Origin of the sequence: Pseudomonas poae (assembly GCF_001439785.1) — a bacterium.
Lineage (GTDB): Bacteria > Pseudomonadota > Gammaproteobacteria > Pseudomonadales > Pseudomonadaceae > Aquipseudomonas > Aquipseudomonas poae.
In genome coordinates this window covers 67,797-94,291 of the sequence record NZ_JYLI01000006.1, presented here as the reverse complement: position 1 = coordinate 94,291, position 26,495 = coordinate 67,797, and the positions used below count along the sequence as shown (strand labels likewise).

The 26,495-nt window shown below is 63.0% G+C and carries 20 protein-coding genes and 1 pseudogene; 6 read left to right on the top strand and 15 right to left on the bottom strand.

Annotated elements, in window-relative coordinates; genetic code table 11:
- Positions 1-115: 115 nt before the first annotated feature.
- The 7 genes from argE to TU75_RS09320 form a co-directional block, all read right to left on the bottom strand.
- Positions 116-1,273, bottom strand: a complete 1,158-nt coding sequence (gene argE / locus TU75_RS09350; protein ID WP_015372666.1) for an acetylornithine deacetylase — start codon at positions 1,271-1,273, stop codon at positions 116-118.
- A gap of 34 nt (positions 1,274-1,307) precedes the next feature.
- Positions 1,308-3,149 carry an ABC transporter ATP-binding protein gene (locus TU75_RS09345; RefSeq protein WP_060548762.1) on the bottom strand — a complete coding sequence of 614 codons (1,842 nt, stop codon included), beginning with the start codon at positions 3,147-3,149 and terminating at the stop codon, positions 1,308-1,310.
- A gap of 1 nt (position 3,150) precedes the next feature.
- Positions 3,151-4,026 (bottom strand): ABC transporter permease, encoded by an 876-nt coding sequence (locus TU75_RS09340; protein WP_003230371.1) that lies wholly within the window; start codon positions 4,024-4,026, stop codon positions 3,151-3,153.
- On the bottom strand, positions 4,023-4,979 hold the full coding sequence (locus TU75_RS09335) for an ABC transporter permease (RefSeq protein ID WP_003230370.1): 957 nt from the start codon (positions 4,977-4,979) through the stop codon (positions 4,023-4,025). Before TU75_RS09335 ends, TU75_RS09340 begins: the two co-directional genes overlap by 4 nt.
- Before the next feature lie 13 nt (positions 4,980-4,992).
- Complete coding sequence (locus TU75_RS09330; RefSeq protein WP_003230368.1) at positions 4,993-6,630, bottom strand: ABC transporter substrate-binding protein; 1,638 nt, start codon at positions 6,628-6,630, stop codon at positions 4,993-4,995.
- 95 nt (positions 6,631-6,725) lie between these two features.
- Positions 6,726-8,000, bottom strand: a complete 1,275-nt coding sequence (locus TU75_RS09325; RefSeq protein WP_060548761.1) for an NAD(P)/FAD-dependent oxidoreductase — start codon at positions 7,998-8,000, stop codon at positions 6,726-6,728.
- A 30-nt stretch (positions 8,001-8,030) separates the two neighbouring features.
- Positions 8,031-8,699 (bottom strand): haloacid dehalogenase type II, encoded by a 669-nt coding sequence (locus tag TU75_RS09320; RefSeq protein WP_003230364.1) that lies wholly within the window; start codon positions 8,697-8,699, stop codon positions 8,031-8,033.
- Between the two features lie 501 nt (positions 8,700-9,200).
- Between TU75_RS09320 and TU75_RS09315 the strand changes: the two genes are divergently transcribed.
- From TU75_RS09315 to TU75_RS09305, 3 genes are read left to right on the top strand one after another with little or no spacing between them, the layout of a single operon-like run.
- Entirely contained in the window at positions 9,201-10,052 is an 852-nt protein-coding gene (locus TU75_RS09315) for a GNAT family N-acetyltransferase (RefSeq protein ID WP_060548760.1), read from the top strand.
- A gap of 21 nt (positions 10,053-10,073) precedes the next feature.
- The gene (locus TU75_RS09310; RefSeq protein WP_060548759.1) at positions 10,074-10,787 is read left to right on the top strand and encodes a cupin domain-containing protein; all 714 of its coding nucleotides are present in this window, start codon (positions 10,074-10,076) and stop codon (positions 10,785-10,787) included.
- Between the two features lie 28 nt (positions 10,788-10,815).
- Positions 10,816-12,279 (top strand): aldehyde dehydrogenase family protein, encoded by a 1,464-nt coding sequence (locus TU75_RS09305; RefSeq protein ID WP_060548758.1) that lies wholly within the window; start codon positions 10,816-10,818, stop codon positions 12,277-12,279.
- A gap of 517 nt (positions 12,280-12,796) precedes the next feature.
- Here the strand turns inward: TU75_RS09305 and TU75_RS28505 are convergent.
- A pseudogene (locus tag TU75_RS28505) lies at positions 12,797-13,038 on the bottom strand (DUF6124 family protein).
- A 50-nt stretch (positions 13,039-13,088) separates the two neighbouring features.
- Entirely contained in the window at positions 13,089-14,414 is a 1,326-nt protein-coding gene (locus tag TU75_RS09300) for an NAD(P)/FAD-dependent oxidoreductase (protein ID WP_003230351.1), read from the bottom strand.
- Positions 14,415-14,659: 245 nt separating this feature from the next.
- On the opposite strand from TU75_RS09300, the gene TU75_RS09295 reads away from it, so the two are divergent.
- Both TU75_RS09295 and dacB read left to right on the top strand, forming a co-directional pair.
- Positions 14,660-15,004: a YggL family protein gene (locus tag TU75_RS09295; RefSeq protein WP_003230349.1), complete on the top strand. Its 345-nt coding sequence runs from the start codon at positions 14,660-14,662 to the stop codon at positions 15,002-15,004.
- 303 nt (positions 15,005-15,307) lie between these two features.
- Positions 15,308-16,768 (top strand): D-alanyl-D-alanine carboxypeptidase/D-alanyl-D-alanine endopeptidase, encoded by a 1,461-nt coding sequence (gene dacB / locus TU75_RS09290; RefSeq protein ID WP_060548757.1) that lies wholly within the window; start codon positions 15,308-15,310, stop codon positions 16,766-16,768.
- 48 nt (positions 16,769-16,816) lie between these two features.
- Here dacB and TU75_RS09285 read toward each other — a convergent pair whose 3' ends face one another.
- Both TU75_RS09285 and rlmKL read right to left on the bottom strand, forming a co-directional pair.
- Positions 16,817-19,198: a sensor domain-containing diguanylate cyclase gene (locus TU75_RS09285; protein ID WP_060548756.1), complete on the bottom strand. Its 2,382-nt coding sequence runs from the start codon at positions 19,196-19,198 to the stop codon at positions 16,817-16,819.
- A 136-nt stretch (positions 19,199-19,334) separates the two neighbouring features.
- Positions 19,335-21,599, bottom strand: a complete 2,265-nt coding sequence (rlmKL, locus tag TU75_RS09280; RefSeq protein WP_015372674.1) for a bifunctional 23S rRNA (guanine(2069)-N(7))-methyltransferase RlmK/23S rRNA (guanine(2445)-N(2))-methyltransferase RlmL — start codon at positions 21,597-21,599, stop codon at positions 19,335-19,337.
- Positions 21,600-22,130: 531 nt separating this feature from the next.
- Between rlmKL and rmf the strand changes: the two genes are divergently transcribed.
- Positions 22,131-22,346: a ribosome modulation factor gene (gene rmf, locus TU75_RS26370; protein WP_002553055.1), complete on the top strand. Its 216-nt coding sequence runs from the start codon at positions 22,131-22,133 to the stop codon at positions 22,344-22,346.
- A 447-nt stretch (positions 22,347-22,793) separates the two neighbouring features.
- Here the strand turns inward: rmf and TU75_RS09275 are convergent, their stop codons facing one another.
- The 4 genes from TU75_RS09275 to sctC all read right to left on the bottom strand — a co-directional run bounded on the left by TU75_RS09275 (position 22,794) and on the right by sctC (position 26,393).
- Positions 22,794-23,834 carry a quinone-dependent dihydroorotate dehydrogenase gene (locus TU75_RS09275; protein WP_060548755.1) on the bottom strand — a complete coding sequence of 347 codons (1,041 nt, stop codon included), beginning with the start codon at positions 23,832-23,834 and terminating at the stop codon, positions 22,794-22,796.
- 85 nt (positions 23,835-23,919) lie between these two features.
- Positions 23,920-24,381 (bottom strand): transglycosylase SLT domain-containing protein, encoded by a 462-nt coding sequence (locus TU75_RS09270; RefSeq protein ID WP_060548754.1) that lies wholly within the window; start codon positions 24,379-24,381, stop codon positions 23,920-23,922.
- Positions 24,374-24,769, bottom strand: a complete 396-nt coding sequence (locus TU75_RS09265) for a winged helix-turn-helix domain-containing protein (RefSeq protein WP_003230338.1) — start codon at positions 24,767-24,769, stop codon at positions 24,374-24,376. Before TU75_RS09265 ends, TU75_RS09270 begins: the two co-directional genes overlap by 8 nt.
- A gap of 166 nt (positions 24,770-24,935) precedes the next feature.
- Complete coding sequence (gene sctC / locus TU75_RS09260) at positions 24,936-26,393, bottom strand: type III secretion system outer membrane ring subunit SctC (protein WP_060548753.1); 1,458 nt, start codon at positions 26,391-26,393, stop codon at positions 24,936-24,938.
- Positions 26,394-26,495 lie beyond the last annotated feature (102 nt).

Below are 26,495 nucleotides of genomic sequence, written 5' to 3'. Positions count from 1 at the left end.
TCGAGTCCTGATCCGAGACACGCTCCAGTCTAGGGAGGTGCCGCGGACGAGGATGCCGAAAGCGTCGCGTGGGCAGCGTGGCGTGCTGAAATTACGCGCGCAACGGCAGGCTCTGCTAGGCCTTCAAAGAGCCGAGCAGGCCGTGCAGGAATGCCTCGCCAGCGTCCATCTGACTGATCTCGATAAACTCGTCGGGCTTGTGCGCCTGCTCGATGGAACCCGGCCCGCACACCACCACCGGCACGTCCAGGCGCTGCTTGAACAGCCCGCCTTCGGTGCCGAACGAGACCTTGGCCGTGCCGGTATCAGGCGCGGCGAACTGCTTGAGAAAACGCACCGCTTCAACGCTGGGGTGCGTATCGAGGCCGGGATAGGTGTTGACGGTTTCGATCTCGATAGCGGCCACGCTGGAGAGTTTTTTCGCCTCCTGCACAATCACTTCGGCGCGCTCGCGCAGTTGTTCCAGAAACTGGTCCAGGTTGTCGGCCGGCAGGTTGCGCACCTCGAAATCCAGGGTGCACAGGTTAGGCACGATGTTCAGCGCCTTGCCGCCGACAATCTGCCCGACATGCACGGTGCTGTAGGGCACGTCGTAATCGCTGTCCTGGGCGCCATGGCGCTGCAACTGCTGCTGGCTCTCGCGCAGCGCGGCGATAAAGTCGCAGGCGACATGAATGGCGTTGACCGAGCGCGGCGCCAGCGACGAGTGCGCCTCCAGGCCCCGGCAATAGGTGCGGTAGGAGCCCTTGCCCTTGTGGCCAAGTACGAACTGCATGTTGGTCGGCTCGCCGACCACGCACAGAAACGGACGCATCGGCGCCAGGTGCAGCACATCGAGCAGGCGTCGCACGCCGACGCAGCCAATCTCTTCGTCATGGGACAAGGCCAGTTGCAACGGGCGGTTCAAGGTGTGATGGGCGGCATCGAGCATGGCGTCGATGGCCAGCGCGATAAAGCCCTTCATATCGCAACTGCCACGCCCGTAGATGCGCCCGTCCTGCACGGTGGCGGCGAACGGCGGGAAGGTCCAGGCCTGCCCCGCCGCCGGCACCACATCGGTGTGCCCGGACAGCAGCACGCCGGGCCGCACCTCAGGCCCGGTGCTGGCGAACAGGTTGGCCTTCTTGCCGCTCGCATCCTTGACGATCAGCGACTCGATGCCCTGGGTCAGCAGCAGGTCGCGCACGTACTCGATCAAAGCCATGTTCGACTCGGACGACACGGTGTCAAACGCCATCAGTTTTTTCAGGATCTCCAGTACGCGCGGTTTCATAAGGACTGGCTCCGTTGCAGGGCAAAATATCGGCTCATGCGTAGGCTCCGCTGGTTTCCACGACGAGGCCACGCTGGGTCTTGATCAATTGGGCGCCGTCATGGTGGCAGAGCATTTCACTGCCATTGTCCAGGGAGTGGCGGCTGGGGGCGACGCGATTACATACGCCATCGATACGCACCGGGCAACGGTTGAGAAAGGTGCACAGCTCCGGCACGGCGACCCGCGCGCCCACCGGCGGCAAGGTGCCGCTGGTGGCGCCGCAAGTTTCCAGCCAGCCCTGGCGCAACTCAGGCACCGAATGAATCAGCAGGTCGGTGTAGGGATGGAACGGCGGCGCGGCAAACGACTCGCGGCTGCCGGCCTGCACCTTGTGGCCGCTGTACATCACCACGATGTCGTCACACAGCGCGCGCACGGTGGAGATGTCGTGGCTGATAAACAGGTAGGACACGCCCAGTTGCTGGCGCAGGTCGCGCAGCAGCTCAAGAATCGCCGCGCCGACCACGGTGTCCAGGGCCGAGGTCACTTCATCGCAAAGGATAAGGTCCGGTTTGGCGGCCAGCGCCCGGGCCAGGTTGACCCGCTGCTTCTGCCCACCGGACAACTCGCTGGGGCGCCGCTCGGCCAGGGCGTGCGGCAGGCGCACCAGATCGAGCAGTTCATGGGTGCGCTCGCGCAACGCCGCGCCCTTGAGGCCGAAATACATTTTCAGCGGGCGACCGATGATGGCGCCGACGCTGTGCATCGGGTTGAGCGCGGTGTCGGCGTTCTGGAACACCATCTGAATGCGTCGAAACTGCTCCGGCGTGCGCTCGGACAAGCGGCCGCCGAGGGGCTGACCGTCGAACGTGAGGCCGCCCAGAGCCGGCGTCAGCAGGCCCGCGACCACCCGCGCCAGGGTGGATTTGCCCGAGCCGGACTCGCCGATCACGCCGATCGCCTGGCCACGGCGTACGGTCAGGTCAATGCCTTCGAGCACACGGATCAGCGGCATGCCCTGGGCGTTCTTGTTGCCGTAGCCGGCGGTCAGACCGCTGATGGTCAGCAGCGGTGCGTCTTCAGCAATGCCGCTGGGCGGGCGAATCGTCGCGTCGGGTCGCGCGGCCGCAAGCAGGCTGCGCGTATAGTCATGGGTCGGTGCCAACAGCAGCGGCGCAGTGTCGCTTTGTTCAAGGATCTGTCCGTCATTGAGCACCACGATGCGGTCGGCCATCTGCGCCACCACCGCCAGGTCGTGAGACACGTACACCGCCGTGGCGCCGCGCTCGCGCACCACACGCTTGAACGCGCGCAGCACGTCGATCTGGGTGGTCACGTCCAGCGCCGTGGTGGGTTCGTCGAGCACCACCAGCAACGGGTCGCTGATCAGCGCCATGGCCGCCATTACCCGCTGCAACTGCCCGCCCGACACTTGGTGCGGGTAACGTTGGCCGATGGTTTCCGGGTCTGGCAATGACAGGTCGCGGAACAGGTCGACCGCCTTGGCCTCCAGCTCGACGCGGCTGCCCAGGCCATGGATCAAGGCTCCCTCCACCACCTGGTCGATGAGTTTTTTCGCCGGGTTGAACGCAGCGGCGGCACTTTGCGCGATATAGGACACGCGGTTGCCGCGCAGTTTCTGCAACTGGCTTTCGCTCGCCGCCAGCATGTCGTGCTCGCCCACGCGCACCACGCCGCCGGACAACCGGCAACCACTGCGCGCATAGCCCAACAGCGCCAGGGCGATGGTGGTCTTGCCGGAACCGGACTCGCCGATCAGCGCCAGCACCTGGCCTTGTTCGAGCGCAAAGCTCACGCCCTTGACGATTTCCACCTCGCCGCGTTCGCCACAGGCGACCACGCGCAAGTCTTCGACACGAATCAATTCAGTCATTTCAATGGCCTCCGGTGCGTCGGCTACGTCTGGAAGACAGGTAGTCGATCAACAGATTCACGCCGATGGTCAGGGTGCCGATGGCCAACGCCGGAATAACGATAGCCAGCGCGCCCTGGCTGAGGCCGCCGATGTTTTCGCGCACCAGCGAGCCGAGGTCGGCGTCGGGTGGCTGCACGCCGAGGCCGAGAAAACTCATGCCGGCCAGCAACAGTACGATGTAACCGAACCGCAAGCCGAGGTCGGTGAGCACCGGGTTGAGGATGTTCGGCAGGATTTCCCGGCACGCCACGTACAAACGGCGCTCGCCACGGGTGCGGGCGACCTGCACGTATTCCAGCGCCTCGATGTTCACCGCCATGCTGCGGGCCACGCGGAACGATCCGGGGATGTAGCTGATGACCGCCGTGCAGATCAGCAGGGTCACCGACGAGCCAAAAGCCGACACCATGATCAGCGCGAGCATTTTGCTCGGGATGGAAATGAAGGCGTCCATGATGCGGCTGATGATTTCGTCCAGCCACTTGGGTGACACCACCGACACCAGCGCACACAGCGTGCCCAGGGTGCTGGCGAGTACGGCTGCCACCAGCGCCAGGCCGACGGTGAAACGTGCGCCGACCATGACCCGGCTGAGCATGTCGCGACCCAGGTAATCAGTGCCAAACGGGTGCGCCAGGCTGAAGCCGTCGAAGACGTTATCGGACACCACTTCACCCACCGGGTGCGGCGCCAGCCAGGGGCCCACCAGCGCCAACAGCAGCCAGGCGACGCAAATCAGCGCACCGGCCAGCCCCAGCCAGGACGGGCCGTTGGAGACTTTGGCCAGTGCCAGGGCAGAGGATGCAGGCTTGGACTTCGCAATGAGCGTGTTCATTGGTTTCTCAGCCTCGGGTTGGAGAGGATTGCGCAGAGGTCGGCGATCAGCACCAGACTCAGGTAAGCGGTGCAGAACAGCATGGTGCAGGCTTGCACTAGCGCCATGTCGCGGTTGGTCACCGCATCGACCATCAGGCTGGCAATGCCCGGGTAGTTGAAGATGGTTTCGACGATCACCACGCCGCCCAGCAGGTACGACAGGCTCAGGGCGATGGCATTGGCAATCGGGCCGATCGCATTGGGCAAGGCATGGCGCAGCACGATGCGGATCGGGCCGACGCCTTTGAGCCGCGCCATTTCCACGTAGGGGCTATCGAGCTGGTCGATCACCGCCGCGCGGGTCATGCGCGCCATTTGCGCGACGATCACGCAGCACAGCGTCATCACCGGCAAGGCATAGGTGCGCATGAACTCCCACGGCGAGCTGATATCGCTGGCGTAGGACAGCGACGACAGCCACCCCAGGTTCACCGCGAAGATCAGCACCGCCAGGGTCGCCACCAGAAACTCCGGCACCGCGACCATGGCCAGGGTGACAAAGCTCAGAATGTTGTCGATGCGCCCGCCTCGGGCCATCGCCGAACCGATGCCGAGCAACAGGGCCACCGGCACCGAAACCAGCGCCGTAGTGGCCGCCAGCATCAGGGTGTTGGGTACCCGCCCGCCCATCAATTCACTCACCGGCATTGCGCTGGACACCGACATACCCAGATCGCCGGTGAGCAGGCTCATCAACCAGTGCAGGTAGCGCAATACACCGGGCTGGTCCAACCCCAGTTTCAGGCGCAGTGCCGCCACCTGTTCAGGCGTGGCGAACTGGCCGAGGGCCTGTTGCGCCGCATCACCCGGCAGGACTGCCGTGATCGCGAACACGACCATGGACACGATCAACAAGGTCACGACGGCAGCGCCCAGGCGCCGGCCGATCAACCACAGTGTAGTGCTGTTCATCGCAAAGCCCCCATCACGCGTCCAACCACACCTGCTCGGCGAACATGTAACCCATGAAGCCGCCCAGCGGGTGAGTGCTGTACCCCTTCAGGCGCTGGTCGACACCATCGATGTTGCTGATGAACACCGGCACGCCGATACCGCAATGGTCATGCACCAGGGTCTGCATGTCGGCGTACATCTTGCCGCGCTTGGCCTCGTCGGTTTCGGCGCGCGCCAGCAACAGTAACTGATCGAACTGCTCGTTCTGCCAGCCGGACTCGTTCCACGGCGCCTTGGACTGGAAGAACTGCGAGAACATCACGTCGGCATTCGGCCGTGGGTTGATGTTGCCGAAGCTCAACGGGTGCTTCATCCAGTGGTTGGACCAGTAGCCGTCGCTGGGCAGGCGGTTGACGTCGAGCTTGAGGCCGGCCTGTTTCGCCGATTGCTGCAACAGCACGGCGATGTCCACCGAGGAGGTCGCGGCGGGCGAAGCGGCGAGCGGCATGGTGATGCTTTCCATGCCGGCCTTTTTCAGCAGGAAGCGCGCCTTCTCCGGGTCGTACACGGTCTGCGGCAGGTCGGCGTTGTAGTAACGCGAACCGGGCGCAATCGGGTGATCGTTACCCACCACGGCAAACCCGCGGAACACTGCGGACTTGACCTGTTCACGGTCCAGCAGGCATTTCATGGCCTGGGTGAACTCCGGGCTTTTGCCCGGCATCTGGTCCTGGCGGATGATCAGGTTGGTGTAGTTGCCCGAGGGCGAATCGACGTATTGATGGCCAGCGCTGGCCTTGATCCGCGTAGTGGAGCGCGGGTCGACCTGGTTGATCGCGTGCACATCGCCCGACAGCAACGCATTGACCCGCGACGGCTCGTCGCTGATGGCGATGACTTCGATCTCGTCCAGGTATGGCAGGCCGGGTTTCCAGTAGTTGGGGTTGCGCACGGCCACCGAACGCACGCCCGGTTTGAATTCCTTGACCTTGAACGGCCCGGTGCCGATGCCCTGGCTGAAGTCGGTGGTGCCTTCAGGCACGATCAGCAAGTGCGACACGGCAAGGATCGAGGGCAGCTCGGCATTCGGCGCGCCGAGGCGAATCTGCACCTCGTTCGGACCGCTGGCTTTGATCTCCTCGAACTGCGCCACCAGCGCCATGACTTTGGAGCCGATTGCCGGGTCCTTGTGCCGATTCAGGGAATACACCACATCGGCGGCGGTGAGCGGCTTGCCGTTGTGGAAGGTGACCTCCTTGCGCAGGGTGATGGTCCACAGCGTGGCGTCGGTATTGTCGATGCGTTCGGCCAGTTCCAGTTGCGGCACCATGTGCACGTCGAAACGGGTCAGGCCGTTGTAGAACATGTACTGGCGCACGTAGTCGGTAGACAGGCCGCCCTTGGCCGGGTCGAGGGTGTCAGCGGTGGAGCTGGCCACGCTGGCCACGCGAATTTTACCGCCAGGCTTGCCCTTGCCGGCCACCGGCGCGTCATCGGCCCACAGCTTGCCGGCAGCGCCGAACAGGCTGCCCGCGCCCGCCGCCGCGACACCGGCGACGCCAAGCATCTGCAGGGCGTTGCGGCGCGACATGCCGCGGTTGAGGCCTTCAAATACCCGCAGGCTTTCTGCACCGGAGATGAGTTCGGGCGTGTTCTTGTTGTCTGTCATGGCAAGGCTACCTGTCGAAGATCTAAAGATTCGAGTGCTCACGGATATCCGGAGCGTCCTGGAAACGCAAACGACGGTGAGTCAACTGTGGCGCTTCAATGCAAATAATCCTGGAAGCGGTAATAGGCGCCCACGAACGGCAGGAACCAGGGTGTGCCGAAATGGCCCGGGATCGCCGGCCACTCGAGTTCGCGCCATGGGTTGGCCGCCACATTGCCGGCCATCACCTCGGCCATTACCTGGCCCATGTGCACCGACATCTGCACGCCATGGCCGCTGTAGCCCATGGAGTGAAACACGCCGCCATGCTGGCCGGCGCGTGGCAGGCGGTCGGAGGTCATGTCCACCAGGCCGCCCCAGCAATAGTCGATCTTCACATCCGCCAGTTGCGGGAACATGTTCACCATCGCCGCTTGCAGCACCTTGCCGCTCTTGGCGTCGGACACACTGTTGGACATGGCAAACCGCGCACGCCCGCCGAACAGCTGGCGGTTGTCCGGGGTCAGGCGAAAATAATTGCCGATCATGCGGCTGGTGACGTAGGCACGGTGCTGCGGCAACAGCTGGTCGATCAGTGCCTGGGGCAACACCTCGGTGACGATCACAAAGCTGCCCACCGGCACAATGCGTCGGCGATACCAGCCCAGGCCGCCGTGCTGGCAGGCGCCGCTGGCCAGCAGCACCTGGCCGGCGTGCAACGAGCCCTTGGCGGTGTTGACCTGATAGCCACCGGCTTGCGCCTTCCAGTCGTTGACCAGGGTGTGCTCGTGAATCATCGCGCCACGTCGCGCGGCGGCTTCGGCCAGGCCAACACCGAAGCGCCCGATGTGCATCTGCACGCCGTTGCGCTGCAGCAGGCCGCCGTGAAACTGCGCTGAATTGACTTCAGCACGGGCCTGCCCGGCGTCGAGCAATTCAACATCGGCGTCCACCTCACGGCGAATCAGCTCACAGGTACGTGCCAGTCCCTCGTAATGCAGGGGCTTGGCCGCCAGCTTGAGCTTGCCGTTGCGCACCAGGTCGCAGGCGATCTGCTCCTGCTCGACCAACGACACCACCGTGTGCACAGCGCTTTCATAGGCCTGGTAATAAGCGCGCGCCCGCTCGGCCCCGAGGCTGGCGTGCAGCCCGGCGTAGTCCTGGGCCACGCCGGTGTTGCACTGCCCGCCGTTGCGCCCCGACGCTTCGCCGACCACCCGCCCGGCATCCAGCACCACCACACTGGCGCCGCGCATGGCCAGTGCACGGGCAGCCGACAGCCCGGTGAACCCGCCACCGATGACCGCCACATCGACCTGCCGGGGCAAGTCGCCCGACTGTGCGCCGGTGAAGGCCGGTGCGGTGTCGAGCCAATAGGATTCACTGCCCATGTCTAACCTCGCGCGCAGAAAACGTTCGTTTTACAAACCCACCAGGCCAGGCAAACCGCCGATATCGGTAATCTGCTGATAGCCATAGGCCGCATTGGCCGGCACTTCATGCCCACGGGCGACGAAGGCCTTGTGCTTGATCTTCATGTCATGGGCCGGCATCAGGTCATAACGGAAGCTGGACGACACATGCAAGATGTCTTCCGGACCGCAGCCCAGGTTGTCGAGCATGAATTCGAATGCCCGCAGGCGTGGCTTGTAGGCCTGCGCCTGTTGGGCGGTGAACACTTTGTGAAAAGGTGCGCCGAGCTTGTCGACGTTGGACATGATCTGACTGTCCATGGCATTGGAGAAAATCACCAGGGGAATCTTGTCGGCGATCTTCGACAGGCCCGCCGGCACGTCGGCATGGGGACCCCAGGTCGGCACGGCGTCGTAATACAGCTGGCCTTCTTCGCGGTACTCAATGCCCCAGCGCTTGCAGGTACGGGCCAGGGCGGTCTTGAGCACTTCATCGTAGGGCCGCCAGTCGCCCATCACCTGGTCGAGGCGGTAGGCGGTGAAGTCCTTGACGAACTGCTCCATCTGCTCGGGCGTGACGCGGTCGGCAAACAGCTCGCGGGTCAGGGTGCCCATATGAAAGTTGGTCAGCGTACCGTAGCAGTCGAACGTAATGAATTTGGGACGAAGAAAGCTCATGGCGTGGAGTCCTGGAGTCAGTGGAATGTGGCCAAGCGTTCGCGGCTCTGGCGGCGCGTCAGCCCTGTGCAACACAGCTTCATTACAACACTGTGAAATCAGCAGATGGCGTCAAAAACGCCCGCACCTCAATACAAAGCACCGTTTTTAGCGTCAGCGCCAGCAGAGTTTGCGGCGCGCACAAGCCTTGGGCAAAGCCCGTATTCATGCGCCTTAATGGCCCTTTTATGGGATGAAGGCTCAAGAATGGGGCTGGCGAGCGGCAGAAAGTGTGGTGAGCCGCCGTACTTGATGCTGCACGCTGACGCGGCCATGAACAGCCCTGCGCACGGCAACGCATTTGCTGCTGAGCGCCGCCTCCAATTTAGTAGTAACTATGGTGGTGCGACCCTCCTGCATCGCAAATCTGCCGAATACTGCGCGCCCTCTTGCCAGCCCTGAAAACAGGTGGGATACAGGCATTCCAATGATGCTCCCCCTTCTGCTCAACGGAGACCCGCCATGGCAGCCCAGCCACACACTGATTTCTTCTATCGCGCGATGACGGTGGCCGACTTGCCGGCCGCCCATGCCCTGTCGGTGCAACTCAAATGGCCCCATCGCCAGGAAGACTGGGCGATGTTGCAGCGGGTCAGTGACGGCTTTGTGGTACTCGACGGCGAGCGCCTGATCGGCACCGCATTCGCCTGCCCTCAGGGCGACTACGCCACCATCGGCCTGGTGATCGTCAGCGACGATTATCAGGGCCGTGGCATTGGCCGGCGCTTGATGGAGCTGGCATTGAAGGCCTGCGATGCGCGCACGCCGTTGCTCAACGCAACCGTGGCCGGCGCGCCGCTGTATGCCAGTCAGGGTTTTGTCGAGTTCGGCCATATACAGCAACACCAAGGCCAGGTGCAGGTGCCCGAGCAGACCGCGCTGGCCGAGGGTGAACACTGTCGCCCGTTGACGGCCGACGATCACGCCACCGTGATCGCCCTGGCCAACGCCGGCAGCGGCCTGGACCGCCGTGAAATCCTGCGCGACCTGCAGGTGGAACACGCCGTGGGCATAGAACGCGACGGCCAGTTGCGCGGGTTTGCGCTGCTGCGCCCGTTCGGCCGTGGGCGCTGCATCGGCCCCGTGGTGGCCGAAACCCCCGAACAGGCCAAACACCTGATCACCACGTTACTCGAGCAGGTGCCGGACGCCTTTGTGCGTATCGACATTCCGGCCGAGTGCGGCCTCGGCGACTGGCTCGAACAGGCCGGTCTCAAGTGCGTCGACACCGTCGCCCGCATGGCCAAGGGCACACCGCCCAAGGCCAGCGGCGACGTCCACCTGTTTGCCCTGATCACCCAAGCGGTCGGTTGATTTTTTCCTGGAGCCTTACCCATGTCCTCTCCCCGTATTCTGATGCTCGCCCGCGCTGATGGCAGCGCCGTTGATACCCCCTTTCGCCACGCAGCGCTGAACGCGCTTGACCCGTTCGGCGACGCCCGCCAGATCGCCTGGCTGAGTGACGACGGCGTGTCCGCCGGGCGTGTCGCGTTCAGCGGTGAAGCTGTGATCGACGATTTCCCCTACAGCGAAACGCTGGTGGTGCAAGCCGGTTCCGTCCTGCTGCACAGCGCCGAGCAGACCCTGGAGCTGGGGGTCGGCGACAGCGCCGTGATCGGCCGGGGCACGCGCCTCACCCTGCAGGCGAGCCCCGGTAGCGCATGGGCCTTCTGCGCGCTGAACCTGACCGACGCGCCGCTGCGTCCCGGCCTCACCTGGCTCGATCCGCGCACCCCGCTCAATCCGTCCGCCGCGCCCGATGCCCAGATTTTGATCGGCCCCGCGCCGCAATGCCGCGCCAACAACCTTTTCGACGATGAAAGCACCGAGCTGCGTGTGGGCATTTGGGATTCAACGCCCTATGCCCGTCACGGTCGCCCGCACAAGCTGCATGAATTGATGTACCTGATCGAAGGCAGCATGACGTTGCAGGACGCCGATGGCGTGGACACGACGGTCAACCCCGGCGACACCGTGTTCGTCGCCAAAGGCGCGCCCTGTGCCTGGCGTGGCTCGGTGTATGTGCGCAAGATTTACGCGGTGAAATAAGCTGTTATCGCTCCAGGGAGCCCGTTGAATGACTACACACTCTTCGAACCGCTACAGCGTCGATGCGCACACGGCGGACAAGTTCTACATCGATGGCCGCTGGGTTGCGCCCGCCGTTGCGGCGAGCCTGGCGGTGATCAACCCGGCCACCGAAGAGGTGGCCGCGCAGGTGGCACGCGGCTCCGGCGAAGATGTCGACCGCGCCGTCGCTGCGGCGCGTGCGGCGTTTCCCGGCTGGTCGGCCACCGCCCCGGCGGCGCGCGCCGTGGTGCTGGGGAAAATCCACGAGTTGATTTTGGAGCGCAAAGAGCAACTGGCCCAAGCGCTGTCTCTGGAAATGGGCGCCGCCATCGGCTTTGCCCGCGCCATGCAGGTGCCGCTGGCGGCCGAGCATGTGCGGGTGGCGCGTGATCTGTTGGCGAGCTACCGCTTTCACACGCTCGAAGGCAGCACCGCCATCGAACGCGAGCCTATCGGCGTGTGCGCGCTGATCACGCCGTGGAACTGGCCGCTGTACCAGATCACTGCCAAGGTCGCGCCGGCGATTGCCGCCGGCTGCACCGTGGTGCTCAAACCCAGCGAATTGTCGCCACTGAGCGCGCTGCTGTTCGCCCAATTGGTGCACGATGCCGGCCTGCCGCCGGGGGTGTTCAACCTGGTCAACGGCAGCGGCCACGAGGTGGGCGCGGCGATGGCGGCGCACCCTGACATCGACATGATTTCCATCACCGGCTCCAACCGCGCCGGCGCTTTGGTGGCGCAGGCTGCCGCGCCGACGGTCAAACGCGTGACCCAGGAACTGGGCGGAAAATCGCCGAACGTGATGCTGCCCGATGCGGACTTTGCCAGGGTGGTGCCATTGGGGGTGATGTCGGCGTTTCGCAACGTGGGCCAGTCGTGCAGCGCGCCGACGCGGATGATCGTGCCAAGGGCGCGGTTGGCCGAAGTCGAAGCACTCGCGGCGGCGACGGCCAACGCGATCATCGTGGGTGACCCGTCATCGGACGATACGGTGCTGGGGCCGATTGCCAATCAGGCGCAGTTCGAGCGTGTGCAAGTGATGATCGAGGCCGGTATCGACGAAGGGGCGAAACTGGTGTGTGGGGGCCCGGGGCGTGCGGCAGGTTTTGATAACGGCTTTTACACGCGGCCGACGGTGTTCTCCGAGGTGGAGAACCGCATGCGTATCGCCCAGGAGGAAATTTTCGGGCCGGTGCTTTGTATCATCGCGTATGACACGGTGGATGAAGCGGTGGCCATCGCCAATGACACGGTGTACGGGCTGGGCGCACACGTGCAGGGGCAGGATCTGCAGGCCGCCCGTGCGGTGGCGTTGCGTATTCGCGCGGGGCAGGTGCACTTGAATCACCCGGCGTGGGATCCGATGGCGCCGTTTGGCGGGTACAAGCGCTCGGGGAATGGACGGGAATATGGAGTGGTGGGGTTTGAGGAGTATCTGGAGATCAAGGCGATTGTTGGGTTTGGTAGTTAAGGATGCGCCATCCTTGGCCCAGCGCGGCTAACCCGGCGGGACTGCCGGGTTAGCAACGGATTCAAGCCTGCGTAAGGCCAGCGCGGTTGACGGGGCGCGTGAGATCAAGATTAAAAACAGGGCAAAAGCAGGATCTGGTGGATTCGCTTTTTTGTGGGAGCTGGCTTGCCTGCGATGCAGACACCTCAATCCTTCAGGCAGACCCAGCCGATGCCTTCGCAGGCAAGCCAGCTTTTATCAAATACAAAATAAGGTATTGATTTAAAACATCAAACTTCAGGACACATTCCTGTGGCGAGCAGGCTTGCCCTGCGTTGGGCTGCGCAGCAGCCCCAAAACCATGCTCCGGGCAGTGTCAGGTACACCGCATTTTCCTTGATTGGCGGCGCTTCGCACCCCAACGCGGGGCAAGCCCGCTCGCCACAGAGGTTACAGTTTGCTGCGCGACAGCGCTAAGTCGAAGACTTGCCGCTGTCTCCCACAGTTGATCGCGCTCACTCCCCCATACCGGTGGGTTCTAAGGACGGAAGGCTCTTGAAACATCATCCAGCACGCGCTCGTGCCAGCAAGCGTGACACTTCAATCAGTTGTGCATACCCAATGCACATTCGCGCCGCGTACTTTCCAGGTCGAAGGCAAAGTCGCAGGCCAGTGATTCGCTGAGGTTGACCAACAGGTCCTGGGTGGGATGCCGTCCTTGACGGTGAACAGCACCAAAGGACCCGGCATACCCAGAGGTATCCCGCGCACAGCCGCCATATCGCCTGCCGCGGTGATGGCGGCAACGGATATGTACACCCCCCAACACATTAAAAGTCCGCCACCTTCCCCCAAGCCGACGACTTAAACCGATCCGGGTGATAAGGCTCCGGATCCACAATCGGCCGCGCTCCACTCACAATATCCGCAATCAAATGCCCTGCCCCCGGCCCGATCCCAAAGCCATGTCCACTGAACCCCGCTGCCAACACCAACCCTGGCAAGCTGGCCATTTCCCCAATGCCGGGCACTCCATCAGGTGTACTGTCCACATACCCCGCCCACGCCGCTGTTACCGAAGATTCTTTAAAGGCCGGCATCAGTTGCGTCGCGCGCGCATAGGTCAGTTTCACCGCCGCCGCATCCGGCGTGGGATCCAGAATCCGCATCTTTTCCATTGGCGTCGGCTCATCCAGACGCCAGCGCTTCCAGCTCTCATGCCCTGCCCGCGCGCCCTCGAAGCCACCCACCGCCAGGTTGCGCCAGCGACGCTGAAACATCGGTAAAAACTGCGGCGCAAAGCTGAGCAACTGCGGCGTCGGGTCAACTCGCCCGCGCCCGCTGATGGCCAGCGTATAGCTGCCATCAAAGCGGCGGGTCATCGAGGCCTGGGTGGTGTGCAGCGCGCTCGGCAGTTCCTGATTGGGCGGCGATACGCGCAGCACTGTTTGCCGAATGGTCGCCTGGGGAAAACGAATGCCGTACTGACGGCAGAACGACGACGCCCAGGCACCGGCAGCCAGCACCGCGAGACGGGTACGGATGGTGCCCTTCTCGGTCACCACACCCGACAGTCGCCCGCCCTCGGTCTCCAGCCCGCGCACGGCGCAGTCCTGATGCACCGTGCTGCCCAGCGCCATGATCGCGCGCGCGACCGCAGGCGCTGCGCGGGACGGGTCGGCAATGCCGTCGGTGGGCGCGTAGACCCCGCCTTTCCATTGCTTGCCGGTGGCCTGACCCCGTTCAGCGGCTTGCTGCGCGGTGAGCATATGGGTCTCGACGTTGACCGAACGGGCGAACTCGCCCCAGCGCGCCCAGCCGTCGATTTCCTTTTCATCATTGCTCAGGTAAAGCAGGCCGCAGCGCGTGAAACCGGTCTGCTCGCCGGTTTCGGCGGCGAACTGTGACCACAGCTCCAGGCTCTTGGTGGCCATCGGCAGCTCGCGCGCATCGCGATTCTGCTGGCGGCACCAACCCCAGTTGCGGCTCGATTGTTCAGCGCCGATACGGCCCTTTTCCACCAGCGCGACTTTCATCCCGCGCTTGGCCAGGTAATAGGCGGTAAAGGCACCGATGATGCCGCCGCCGATCACGACCACATCGGCGTCCGTCGGCAGGTCTGGCGAAGTTTCTACAGGAATCAGGGGAGCTGGCATGGGCGGGTTTCCGTCAAGGTCGGTCGTGGGGGCTCTGGCATCGCGGCAGCATGGATTTATTACACCACCATGAAGCCATGCATATACGGCGAAAAATACCGGCTGACTGACACAAACCACCGTTTAACAGGCCTGCCCCGGCAGACTTTACCGATGAAGCGGATGAGGGTTTGCGTAACGCCGTGAGGCGGCCGCGTCTATTAGCTGGTAAAGTGCGCACCGTTATTTATTAAGAGGAATGTTTCATGGCCACTAACCGCTCCCAGCGTCTGCGCAAAAAACTGTGTGTGGACGAGTTCCAGGAATTGGGTTTCGAACTGAACCTGGAATTCAAGAAAGACCTGGCTGACGATGCAATCGATGCATTTCTCGACGCATTCCTCAAAGAAGCCATGGAAGCCAACGGTCTGGGCTATGTCGGCGGTGACGACTACGGTCTGGTCTGCCTGCAAAAGCGTGGCTCGGTCAGCGAAGAGCAGCGCGCCAAGGTTGAAGCCTGGCTCAAATCCCGCGACGAACTGACCAAAGCTGAAGTCAGCCCGTTGCTGGACGTCTGGTACCCGGAAAAGCCGATCAATCCGGTTGCCTGATTGTCCTCAGGGCCATCCTCGTGATGGCCCTGTTTGTTTACGCGAGCCCCTGCTCTGGTGCTCCACGCCCGTGACGTCTCAGTCACCGGACAACCGTTCAAAATCACTCAATCGATGAACTCACCGCTGACGCTGCCGTGAAAGCAACGCCGTGCCTGCAAAAAAACGCCGATTTCCAGCTATCGTTCAGCTACAAGTGGCGCGACCTTGGGGCATAATGCCGACACTTTCATGATCACTGAGGGATTTTCTTACGTTCCCCTCGCCTTTTTCACCCTCCTCAGCAGCAGGGTTCTATTTTTTATGATCAAATCTTTGCGTCCATTGTTACTCGCCGGTCTGCTCCTGCCACTGGCCTTTTCCGCCACCGCCGCCCCCGTCAATAACAGCCTGCCGCCCAACGTGGCGCAAGCGCTGCAGAAAGCCAAGCTGCAAAACACCGCCCTGTCCCTGGTAATGATTCCGCTCAACGGCCCGGGCACGCCGACTGTATTCAACGCCGACGTCTCAGTGAACCCCGCCTCCACCATGAAGCTGGTCACCACCTATGCGGCCCTGGAAATGCTGGGGCCCAACCATCAGTGGAAAACCGAGTTCTACACCGACGGCACCCTCAGCGGTGGCGTGTTGCATGGCAACCTGTACCTCAAGGGCGGCGGCGACCCCAAGCTGAACATGGAAAAACTCTGGCTGCTGATGCGCGACCTGCGGGCCAATGGCGTGCAGCAAGTCACCGGCGACCTGGTGCTGGACCGCAGTTTCTTCAACCAGCCGCTGCTGCCCGAGTTCAATGACGACGGCAACGACGAGAACAAACCGTTTCTGGTCAAGCCCGACGCGTTGCTGGTCAACCTCAAGGCCCTGCGCTTTGTCACGCGTAACGATGGGGGACGGGTGATCGTCTCGGTCGAGCCGCCGATTGCCACCATCCGTATCGATAACCAGGTGAAGGTTTCCAACGCCAAGCAGTGCACCGGCGATGTGCGCTACAACCCGGTCAGCGCCGCCGATGGCAGCGTCACCGTGACCGTCAGCGGCCAGTTGGCCGATGGCTGCAGTTCGCAGACCTACCTGTCGCTGCTCGACCACGCCACCTACACCGCCGGCGCCGTGCGCGCCATCTGGAAAGAGTTGGGGGGCAGTATCCAGGGCCGTGACCTCCAGGCGCCGGTGCCCAAAAGCGCCAAGGTACTGGCCCGCGCATTCTCGCCGGATCTGGCGGAAATCATCCGCGACATCAACAAATACAGTAACAACACCATGGCCCAGCAGTTGTTCCTGAGCCTGGGCGCGCAATTTCGCAACGATGCCGATGGCGACGATGCCAAGGCCGCGCAGCGTGTGGTGCGCCAGTGGCTGGCGAAGAAAGGCATCACCGCGCCGCACCTGGTGATGGAGAATGGTTCCGGCCTGTCCCGCGCCGAACGCGTCAGCGCCCGTGAAATGGCCGCCATGTTGCAGGCCGCGTGGAAAAGCCCGTATGCCGCCGAATACATCAGCTCCCTGCCGATTGCCGGCACCGACGGCACCATGCGTAAACGCCTGAAGACCACCGCCATGCGCGGCGAAGCCCACGTCAAGACCGGCACCCTGAACACCGTACGCGCGATTGCCGGGTTCAGTCGCGACAATAACGGCTACACCTGGGCGGTGGTGGCGATCCTCAACGATCCGAAGCCGTGGGGCGCCTCGTCGGTGCTGGACCAGGTGCTGCTTGACCTGTATCGCCAGCCTAAAGTGATGGCGGCAGCGCCGGTGCTCTAAATGTGGGAGGGGGCTTGCTCCCTCCCACCTTGGTTTTTGTGTCTGCCTTCAGGCCGGTAGTTTTTCCGGCGTGACACGGTCACGGCCTGCCTGTTTGGCCAGGTACACCGCCGAATCGGCGCGCAGCAGCAACCCGTCGATGCCCTCATCGACACGCCAACTGGCCACCCCAAAACTGGCGGTCACCGTACCCACGGTATCCATCGGTACGCTGCGCAATGATTCCCACAGCTCCATCGCCAGGCTGTAGGCCTGTTGGCCGTCGGTACCGGGGCACAACACCATGAACTCTTCGCCCCCCAAGCGGCAGAACACATCGGTGCGGCGCAGGCGCTGGCCGATGCGCTTGCACAGCTCCTGCAGCACGCCGTCGCCCACCCCGTGCCCATAGCGATCATTGATGCGCTTGAAGTGGTCGATATCGAGCATGATCACCGACAACGCCCCTGACGTGCGTCTGACGCGCACCATCTCGGACTTGAGGCGGTCCTGGAAGTAGCGACGGTTGTGGATGCCGGTCAGGGAATCGGTGATGGACAACGCACGCAGTTCTTCTTCTACCCGTTTGAGATCGGAAATATCCGACACATAACCGTGCCACAGCGTGCCGCCTCCGGGTAATTCTTCCGGTGTGGCCTCGCCACGAATCCAGCGCAACCCGCGCTGCGGCAAGATCACACGATACTCTTCGCGCCAATGGCTCAACTGCACGGCCGACGAGCGAATCGAGGCGCGTATGCGCTCGACGTCCAACGGGTGGATACGCTCGAAGACCTTTTCCGCGTCGTGCTGCAACACCCCTACCTCGATTTCATAGATATCGCGCATGCCATCGCTGGCATAGATGAAGCGCCAGTCGCCCCGGCGCTTGAGGGTGAACTGGAAAATCCCGCCGGGTACGTGGGCGCTGAGTTTTTTCAGCAGGCGATCCCGTGCAGCCAGAGCCTCGTAGGCGCGCTTTTGCTCGGTCACGTCGAGGTAGATCGCCAGATGCCCCACCCACAGGCCATGGTCATCGAGCAATGCAGTGCCGAGCATATTCACGATCAACTGGCTGCCATCTTCGCGGACCAGGGTCCATTCGCGCGCCTCGTGCAGGCTGTCCGGGCTCTGCACCAGCATGGCCTGGCCCGGCGGGATACGCTTGCCCAGCAACAGGCTCACGCTCGCGGCGCTGGCTTCCAGCTCCGACGCCAGGTGCAGGCTTTCGAGGGTGGCGCGCCCAACCACTTCGGCGGCCTTGAACCCAAGCATCTGTTCAGCACCGGCGTTGAAGGTAGTGATCACGCCGCGCAGGTCGGTGGCGATGATGGCGACTTGAGTGGCGGCATTCAGCACGCTGCGCAGCTGGCTATGGGCGCCGCGCAGTTCCTGCTCGCGCACGCGCAGTTGCACGGTGCGCTGCTCCACCAGTTTGAGCGCACGCTGACGCTGGCTGACCAGCACGTAGAGCAAGGCTGCAACCAGCAGGCTGAGCAGCCCGCCCATACTCAAAATGCTGGCCATCGAGGAGCGGCTGGACCGGTCAAACACCTGACTGGGACGCAAGGTCAGGGCGTAGACATGGTCGCCCAGGGTCAGGCGCCGAGTCACGCTAAGGTCGCCGTCGCTTGGCGTGTTGCCTGACTCATACAGCATGCGTTGCTGCAGGTCGGAGGTGTCGACGATCTGCGTCACCAGGTTATCGCGGTCGGGCCTGGGCAGGCCGTCGGCCACCAACTGGCGCATGCTGATCGCAGCCATCACGAAACCGAACGGCTCCCCTGCCGGGGAAGCGACCGGCGCAACCAGCAGCACTCCCGGCGCGTAGGCCGGCTCCACGCCGACCAGTTGGATGGGTTGGGACACCGCCAGCTTGCCGCTCTTCTGCGCCCGCTCAAGGGTAGAGCGCCGCATGGGCTGGGCCAGCAGGTCGAACCCCAGTGGCGAGCCGAACAGGCTCTGGGTCTGGCTGTACAGCACCGGCACGTATTCATCACGCTCGGCCGCCGGGGCCAGTTCGCCGACCGCATTGAGTTCACGGATGGCAAATGGCGTACCGTGCGCGCGAGACATGTCCTGCTCAAACCGGCTGCGCTGTTCGTGCAATACGCGGGGCGCCCACGCATAGGCGCGCGCGTGCAGCAGCAAGGGCTGGGCGAAGCCGTCGAACTCTGCGCGGGTGACGTCCTGGGAATTGATGAAGAAACGTTGCAGGCTACCCAGGCGTTGCTCCTGGTCTTCGAAGCGTTCCTGCAGGCGGCTGAAGCGCTCGCCGACCAACAATTGGAAGCGTTGGCGCACTTGCTGCTGATTGAGTTCGCGCGCTGCCCACGCAACCACGATGGTCAAGGCAACCCCTGCCAGGAATACCACCGACGCCACCATCCAGGCGGAGGCCTGCTCACTGATAAAGCCTAGTATTTTTGGGCGGACGGCTTGCAACGGCATGGACAACACTCAAGACGCCAACGTGCGGGGATGTCACGTTGGCCAGGCCTTAGTTATAGCCATAGGCCCGGGGTTTGACCAGCCTCAAACCACTGCAGGAGCAAGTAAACTCGCGCCTGCAGTGGACACGCATCGATCAACGCGCGGTGATTTTCCAGGCGCGGTGGATCTTGGCGTTGCGCGCAAAATCCGGGTCGAGGGTCTTGTCGCTGATTTCCTCGACGGCGTAGCGCTCGCTGAGGTTGTCCTCGAGCACGAACTTGCGGAAGTTGTTCGAGAAATACAGCACGCCGCCCGGCGCCAGACGCGCCATGGCCAGGTCGAGCAACTGCACGTGGTCGCGCTGTACGTCGAAGATGCCTTCCATGCGTTTGGAGTTGGAGAAGGTCGGCGGGTCGATGAAGATCAGGTCGAACTCATCGCGGCTCGCCTCCAGCCACGCCATCACATCGCCCTGCTCCAGGCGGTTCTTGTCGGAGAAGCCGTTGAGCGAGAAGTTGCGACGCGCCCAGTCCAGGTAGGTCTTGGACAGGTCGACGCTGGTGGTGCTGCGCGCGCCACCTTTGGCGGCGTGCACGCTGGCAGTGGCGGTGTAGCAGTACAGATTGAGAAAGCGCTTGCCGGCCGCTTCCTTCTGGATGCGCATGCGCATCGGCCGGTGGTCGAGGAACAGGCCGGTGTCCAGGTAGTCGGTGAGGTTGACCAGCAGCTTCACGCCGCCTTCGCTGACCTCGGTGAATTTGCCCTGGGCGCTTTGGCGCTCGTACTGCTTGGTGCCGCTCTGGCGCTCGCGACGCTTGACCACCACGCGGCTCTTGTCGATGTTGAGCGCCTGGGGAATCGCGGCCAAGGCATCGAACATGCGCGCCGAGGCTTTTTCCGGGTCGATGGACTTGGGCGCGGCGTATTCCTGCACATGGACCCAATCGTGGTACAGGTCGATGGCCATGGAGTATTCCGGCATATCGGCGTCGTACACGCGGTAGCAATCCACGCCTTCACGCTTGGCCCACTTGCCCAGCAGCTTGAGGTTTTTCTGCAGGCGGTTGGCAAACATCTGCCCGCCTTCGCTCAAGCGTGCCTGCTCGACGACCGGCGCTGGCGCCGGTTTGATCGGGTTGCCGTTCTTGTTGTACTGGCGCTCCTGCGGCTCGAGCGGGGCCTGGTCGTAAGCGGCCTGCTCGCGTTCGGCCTGGCGCTGTTCGGGGGTGCGACGCTCGCCGGTGACGAACTGATCCGGGTTGACCTTGATCAGCAGCAGCTTGCACGGCAATGCGCCGTTCCAGAACGAATACTGTTTGTGGCTGCGGATGCCCATGCGCTTGCCAAGGTCCGGCGCGCCGGTAAACACCGCCGCTTCCCAGCCCATGCAGGCCTGACGCAGACGCTCGCCGAGGTTCTGGTAAAGGTACAACAGGCTGGCTTCGTCACCCAGACGCTCGCCGTAGGGCGGGTTGCAGATGACCAGGCCTTTCTGGTTCTGGTCCGGACGCGGCTCGAAGGTGCCGACTTCGCCCTGGTACACCTTGATCCAGTGGCTCAGACCTGCGCGTTCGATGTTGTTGCGCGCGGGCTGGATCAGGCGCGGGTCGGCTTCGTAGCCACGCACCCACAGCGGCGGTTTGTTCATGCCGATGGCGGCGCGTTCCGACGCTTCGGCGTGAAGCTTCTTCCACAGCGCCGGCACGTGGCCGAGCCAGGTGGTGAAGCCCCACAGTTCGCGGTTGAGGTTGGGCGCCATGTCGGCGGCGATCATTGCGCCTTCGACCAGAAAGGTGCCCACGCCGCACATCGGGTCAGTCAGCGCGCCGCCTTCAGCGGCAATGCGCGGCCAGCCGGCACGGATCAGGATTGCGGCCGCAAGGTTTTCCTTCAGCGGCGCGGCGCCCTGCTGCAGGCGGTAACCGCGCTGGTGCAGGCTGTGGCCGGACAGGTCGAGGGAGAGGATGGCTTCGCCACGGTCCAGGCGCAGGTGGATGCGCAGGTCCGGGTTGATTTTGTCGATGGACGGTCGTTCGCCGGTGGGGGTGCGCAGTTTGTCGACAATCGCATCCTTGACCTTCAGCGCGCCGAAGTGGGTGTTGTCGATGCCCGAACCATGGCCGCTGAATTCAACGGCAAGGGTGCCGTCGGGGACCATGTGCTCGGCCCACTCGATGTCCAGCACGCCGTGATAGAGGTCTTCGGCGTCCTTCATCGGGAAGCGCTTGAGCACCAGCAGCACGCGGTTGGCCAGACGCGACCAGAGGCACAAGCGGTAGGCGGTCTCCATGTCGGCCATGCCGCGCACGGCCGAGGTGTGCTCGCGGGCGTCCTCAAGGCCAAGCCCGACGGCTTCCTCGATCAGCAGGCCTTCGAGGCCTTTGGGGCAAGTGAGGAAGAGTTCAAAACGGTCCGACATGGGGCATTCCAGGCTTTTCAGCAATAAATGAACGGGCAACGCATCGCCGGTTCGGTTTTCAATCAAGCACTTTTCTTGAAGAGTGCTCGCGTGGCACGAATGTGCCGTTCCACCCCGGCGATAGGACCCGTGGGCCCTGAATACAGAGGCAGATCAATAATGTTAGGCAACAAAAAGAAATATTCCGACCCTTCGTCGAATAATAACCGACTGCAACGGGCGGGCATTCTCACCAAGGGATTGAACCCATGGCCATCGCGGGGCACATCATAGCTGGCTTTGCCGATAAAAAGGGGCGAAAAGCCATCCCAGCTTATGGCTATAGCATCCAAAACGTTACGTGCTTATGACAAAACGATCATTGAATCCATGTGACCTATTGGTTAGAACTCAACACAGGTTGGCGCCGTAACGACGCCGACACACAGGCTCGCCACGCCGGCAGCGAGCCCACCAACGGCAGAACACTCTGCCCGGCCCCAGACGAGGCCGAAGGATATCTAGACAGTCAACCAGTGAGGGAAACACCCTATGAGAAGACTCAAGCGTGATCCGTTGGAAAGAGCATTTTTACGCGGATATCAATATGGCGTTCATGGCAAATCCCGTGAGCTTTGCCCATTTACTCTACCGTCGGTACGCCAAGCCTGGATCAACGGCTGGCGAGAAGGACGTGGCGACAACTGGGACGGTATGACTGGCACTGCGGGCATCCACAGACTCAACGAACTTCACGCCGTCGGCTAATCAAGGCATCTAATTCCGACATACCACCTTTGACTATGTAACGACTTAACCACGCACGCCTTACCCAGGCGGCGGGCTTCGGCCCAGGGGCTCCTTATGGAGCCCTTTTTATTGGATGGCAAAACCCATTGAGGCTAGCGCTTATTGTGGGTTAACCCTTGCCCGCTCAGTTAAGCGTGATTCCCTGTGGCGAGCAGGCTTGCCCTGCGTTGGGCTGCGCAGCAGCCCCAAAACCCGGCGCTGAGCCGTATCAGGTACACCGCGGTTTGCTGGCTTGGGGGCGGCGCTTCGCACCCCAAAGCGGGGCAAGCCCTAATGCCAGTCAGTTAAGCGCAGATTCCCTGTGGGAGCGGTGGGTCAGTCGACCTCAATGTTTGCTGGGCCGACGCCTTCGCGGGCAAGCCCGCTCCCACATTTGATCTTGGTTACTTTGGGCATCGCGTTCGCTTAACTGAACGGCACTGGGGCAAGCCCGCTCGCCACGATGGCATCCACCGATTCGCGGATCAGCGCCGGTCCCTTGTAGATAAAGCCGGAGTACAGCTGCACCAGGCTTGCGCCGGCCGCTATTTTCTCGGCGGCGTGCTTGCCTTCGGTAATGCCGCCCACGGCGATGATGGGCAAGCGCCCGGCAAGTTCAGCCGCCAGCACCTTGACGATGTGGGTGCTCTGATCGCGAACCGGTGCGCCCGAGAGCCCGCCCGCCTCATCACCATGGGCCAGACCTTCGACACCTGCGCGGCTCAGGGTGGTGTTGGTCGCAATCACCGCATCCATCCCCGAATCCACCAGGGCCTGGGCTACCAGGATCGTCTCCGCGTCGCTCATGTCCGGGGCAATCTTGATCGCCAGCGGCACGCGCTTGCCATGCCGCACGGCCAGGTCTTCCTGGCGCTGGCGCAGGGCTTCGAGCAACTGTTTGAGCGAGTCGCCGAACTGCAGGCTGCGCAGGCCCGGCGTGTTGGGCGAGCTGACGTTGACGGTGACGTAGCTGGCGTGGGCGTAGACCTTGTCCAGGCAGATCAGGTAGTCATCCACTGCGCGCTCGACCGGGGTGTCGAAGTTCTTGCCGATATTGATGCCCAGGATGCCCTTGTACTTCGCCGCCTGGACCCGCGACAGCAGGTGGTCGACGCCCAGGTTGTTAAAGCCCATGCGGTTGATGATCGCCTCGGCTTCCGGCAGGCGGAAGATGCGTGGCTTGGGATTACCCGGTTGCGGCCGTGGCGTCACGGTGCCGATTTCGACAAAGCCGAAACCCAACTGTGCAAAACCGTCGATGGCGGCGCCGTTCTTATCCAGGCCGGCGGCCAGCCCGACCGGGTTGGGAAACTCGAGCCCCATCACCGACACCGGCATTTTCGCCGGCGCCTTGCAGACCAGGCCATTGAGCCCCAGGCGGCCGCCGGCACCGATCAGGTCCAGGGACAGATCGTGGGAGGTTTCCGGGGAGAGTTTGAACAACAGCTGGCGGGCCAGGTTATACATGGGCGGGCTAGACTCGGATGGCGGCGAAAGGTGGCGCGATTATAGCCGGGGTGACCACCCTGGCGCGAGGCATGCCGCCTGATCGTCAGTGACGCAGCGCAACCAGCGCCTCATACCGGGCCCAGATTTTTTGCGCATATTGCTCGCGCAATGCATCACGCTGCGGCCCCGCCCCTGCTCCCGCGTTGTAGGAACCCACGGCCGTCCAGTTGTAACCGAACCGCTGGATAAACCCGGCGAGGATCGATGCGCCCACTTCCACCGACAGACAGGGTTCGCTCAGCAGCCGCTCTTCGGTAATGCCCTGTTTGAGCAAGCGTGGCAGGTGCACGCTGTTGATCTGCATCAAGCCGATATCGCGGCTGCCGTCGCTGTTCGCGTTGTTCATCGCGTTCGCGCGGTATCCCGACTCCACCGCCGCGATGGCCTGCAGCAGTTCCGGTTCAATATCGTAGCGACCGGCCACGTCTTCCCAGCAATCGGCCAAGGCTCGGCTGCTGACCAGCACCGCACTCAACACGGCGCTGCTGGCCAGGCGCTTAATCATGCTGCACCTGACCACAGGCCGAGCAGAGACGCTGCTCGCGCGTCCCCTCCAACAGCGCTCTGTGCTGGACGTTCACAGGGCAAGTAAAGCGATAGCCCTTGCCATAAATCGTCTTGATAAAGCCCTTGTCGGCCTTCAGGTGTTTGCGCAGCGCATAAATGCAGCGGGTGAGCGACTCCTCGGACACCTCTCTACGGGGCCAGGCCGACTCCAGCAAATGGTCCTTGGTCATCAACGCACCACCGGATGCCAGCAGCAACCGCAGCACATGCCACTCTTTGGGCGGCAATTGAAGGTCCACATTCTGCCCGGTCAAGCGGCCATAACCATGCAAGGTCCACCCGGCAAATACCCATGAGGCTGTCAGCTCATCATTTGCGATGGCCATGGACACCTCGGTATTGATCTACTGACATTGAATTTCTGGCTTCCTGAATCAACCGATACGGCAACGGCAGGACTATAAAAACCTGACCACCGAACCGAGCTAGGAAACGACTTATGCGCCTGAGGATTTCGATAGTCGCTACGTGGGACTTTTCGCCATACGAAGGTCACTCAGCGGACTCAGGGCTTGCGCGGTTGAAGGCACGTTGCACCCGCTCGTATTGGGCCCCGGTCAGTGGCGGCGGCCCCACGGCGCCTGCCAGCAGCTTCGGCTCGCCGCCCACCGCGCGCGCCTGGATCACAAACAGCCGCACCTGGGCGCCGCGCGCGCGGCGCGCGCCCTCGTCATCACGGCGAAAAGCCCCAAGCCACAGGCGCCGGCCCTGGGGCACACGCACCACCGTGCTGATCGCAATGCGGCCCACCGCCCCAGCCGAACCTGCCTTGAGCTTGCCGGCCATGGGCCGCCCATCCTCCAGGCTCAGTTGCATCTCGATCTGGCTCGCATCGGCAAAACGCGGCAGCACACTGGCTTCGGTGCGATAGCGCACCGGTTGCCACTGGGCATCGTCTTGCGCGGATTTGGGCAGGTAAAACGTGTGGGCTTCATGGAACACTGCCGGAACGTTTTCCTGGGTAAGGATCACCGGAAACGCCACCACTCTGGCCTTGCGACGACGTTCCAGCGCAGCCAGTTGCGTCATCAGACGGTTGTCGTCCAGAGGGGTCAGCACCTGTGTCACTGAGGGCGCGTCGTCACTCTCCCCGGACCAGGACGTCTTCAGCTTTTCCAGTTCATTACGGTCCACGTCGATCTGCCACAACGTCACTTCAATCGGTCGCCTGGGCGTGTCGAGTTGCGTCACCAGCTCCTCGATCACCTTGACCTGAGCCGGCTTGCCCTTGATCAGCAGGCTGTTGGAGTCAGGATAAGCAATCACCAGCAGGCGCTTGTCAGCCAGCGGACCACGCGCACCTTGCTCACGCTCGGCAGCCAGCACGGTCTCGATCATCGAGGCCATGCCGGGAACATTGACCTGCTCATCGCCCAGGGCGTATTGGCGATCGGCCACATGGGTATTGAACACCTGCACCACGCCAAACGCCTGATCGCCCACCGGCAACTGGGTGCGCTGGCGATCCATCAGTTGCGCCAGGTGCAGCACCTGATCCACGTAGTTGGGCGGGCCGGACACATAAAAGGTGCGCCCGGCGCTCTCGCGCAGGGGAAAGCGTGATTCATCCAACCCCGAGCGGCGCATGAACTCGCGCAGCCGGTCGACCGAGACATGCCGCAACGTCACCGCAGAGCTTTTCGCCTCGCTGGCGTCATACACACGCAGCACCTGGCCGTCGCTGTACCAGATCAGGCCATGCTGCTCGGCCAGGGCCTGCAGGGTGTGCTGCGCCGCCTTCAGGTCGAACACGCCGGAAACGCGCGTGCGCGAGACATCGCGGCTGACCACCACGGGCAACCCCAAGGGCACTGACAACGCGGTAAAGACGGTATGCAGGCTTTCATCCTGCGCCCGATATGCCTCGGCCGAGGCGAACGTGCTTGCCCACAGCACGGCCAGGCACAGCAACCAGCGCGAGCGGGTCATGACAGGGGAATCGATCGTCACTTTGGATGTTCCTCGCAAGAGGCGGCCATACTGAAAGCCGGCCGGGTTTCAATCTTGATGAAAACCTGACGGCCTGCCGCGCCCGCGAGGCCGTGGCATGTG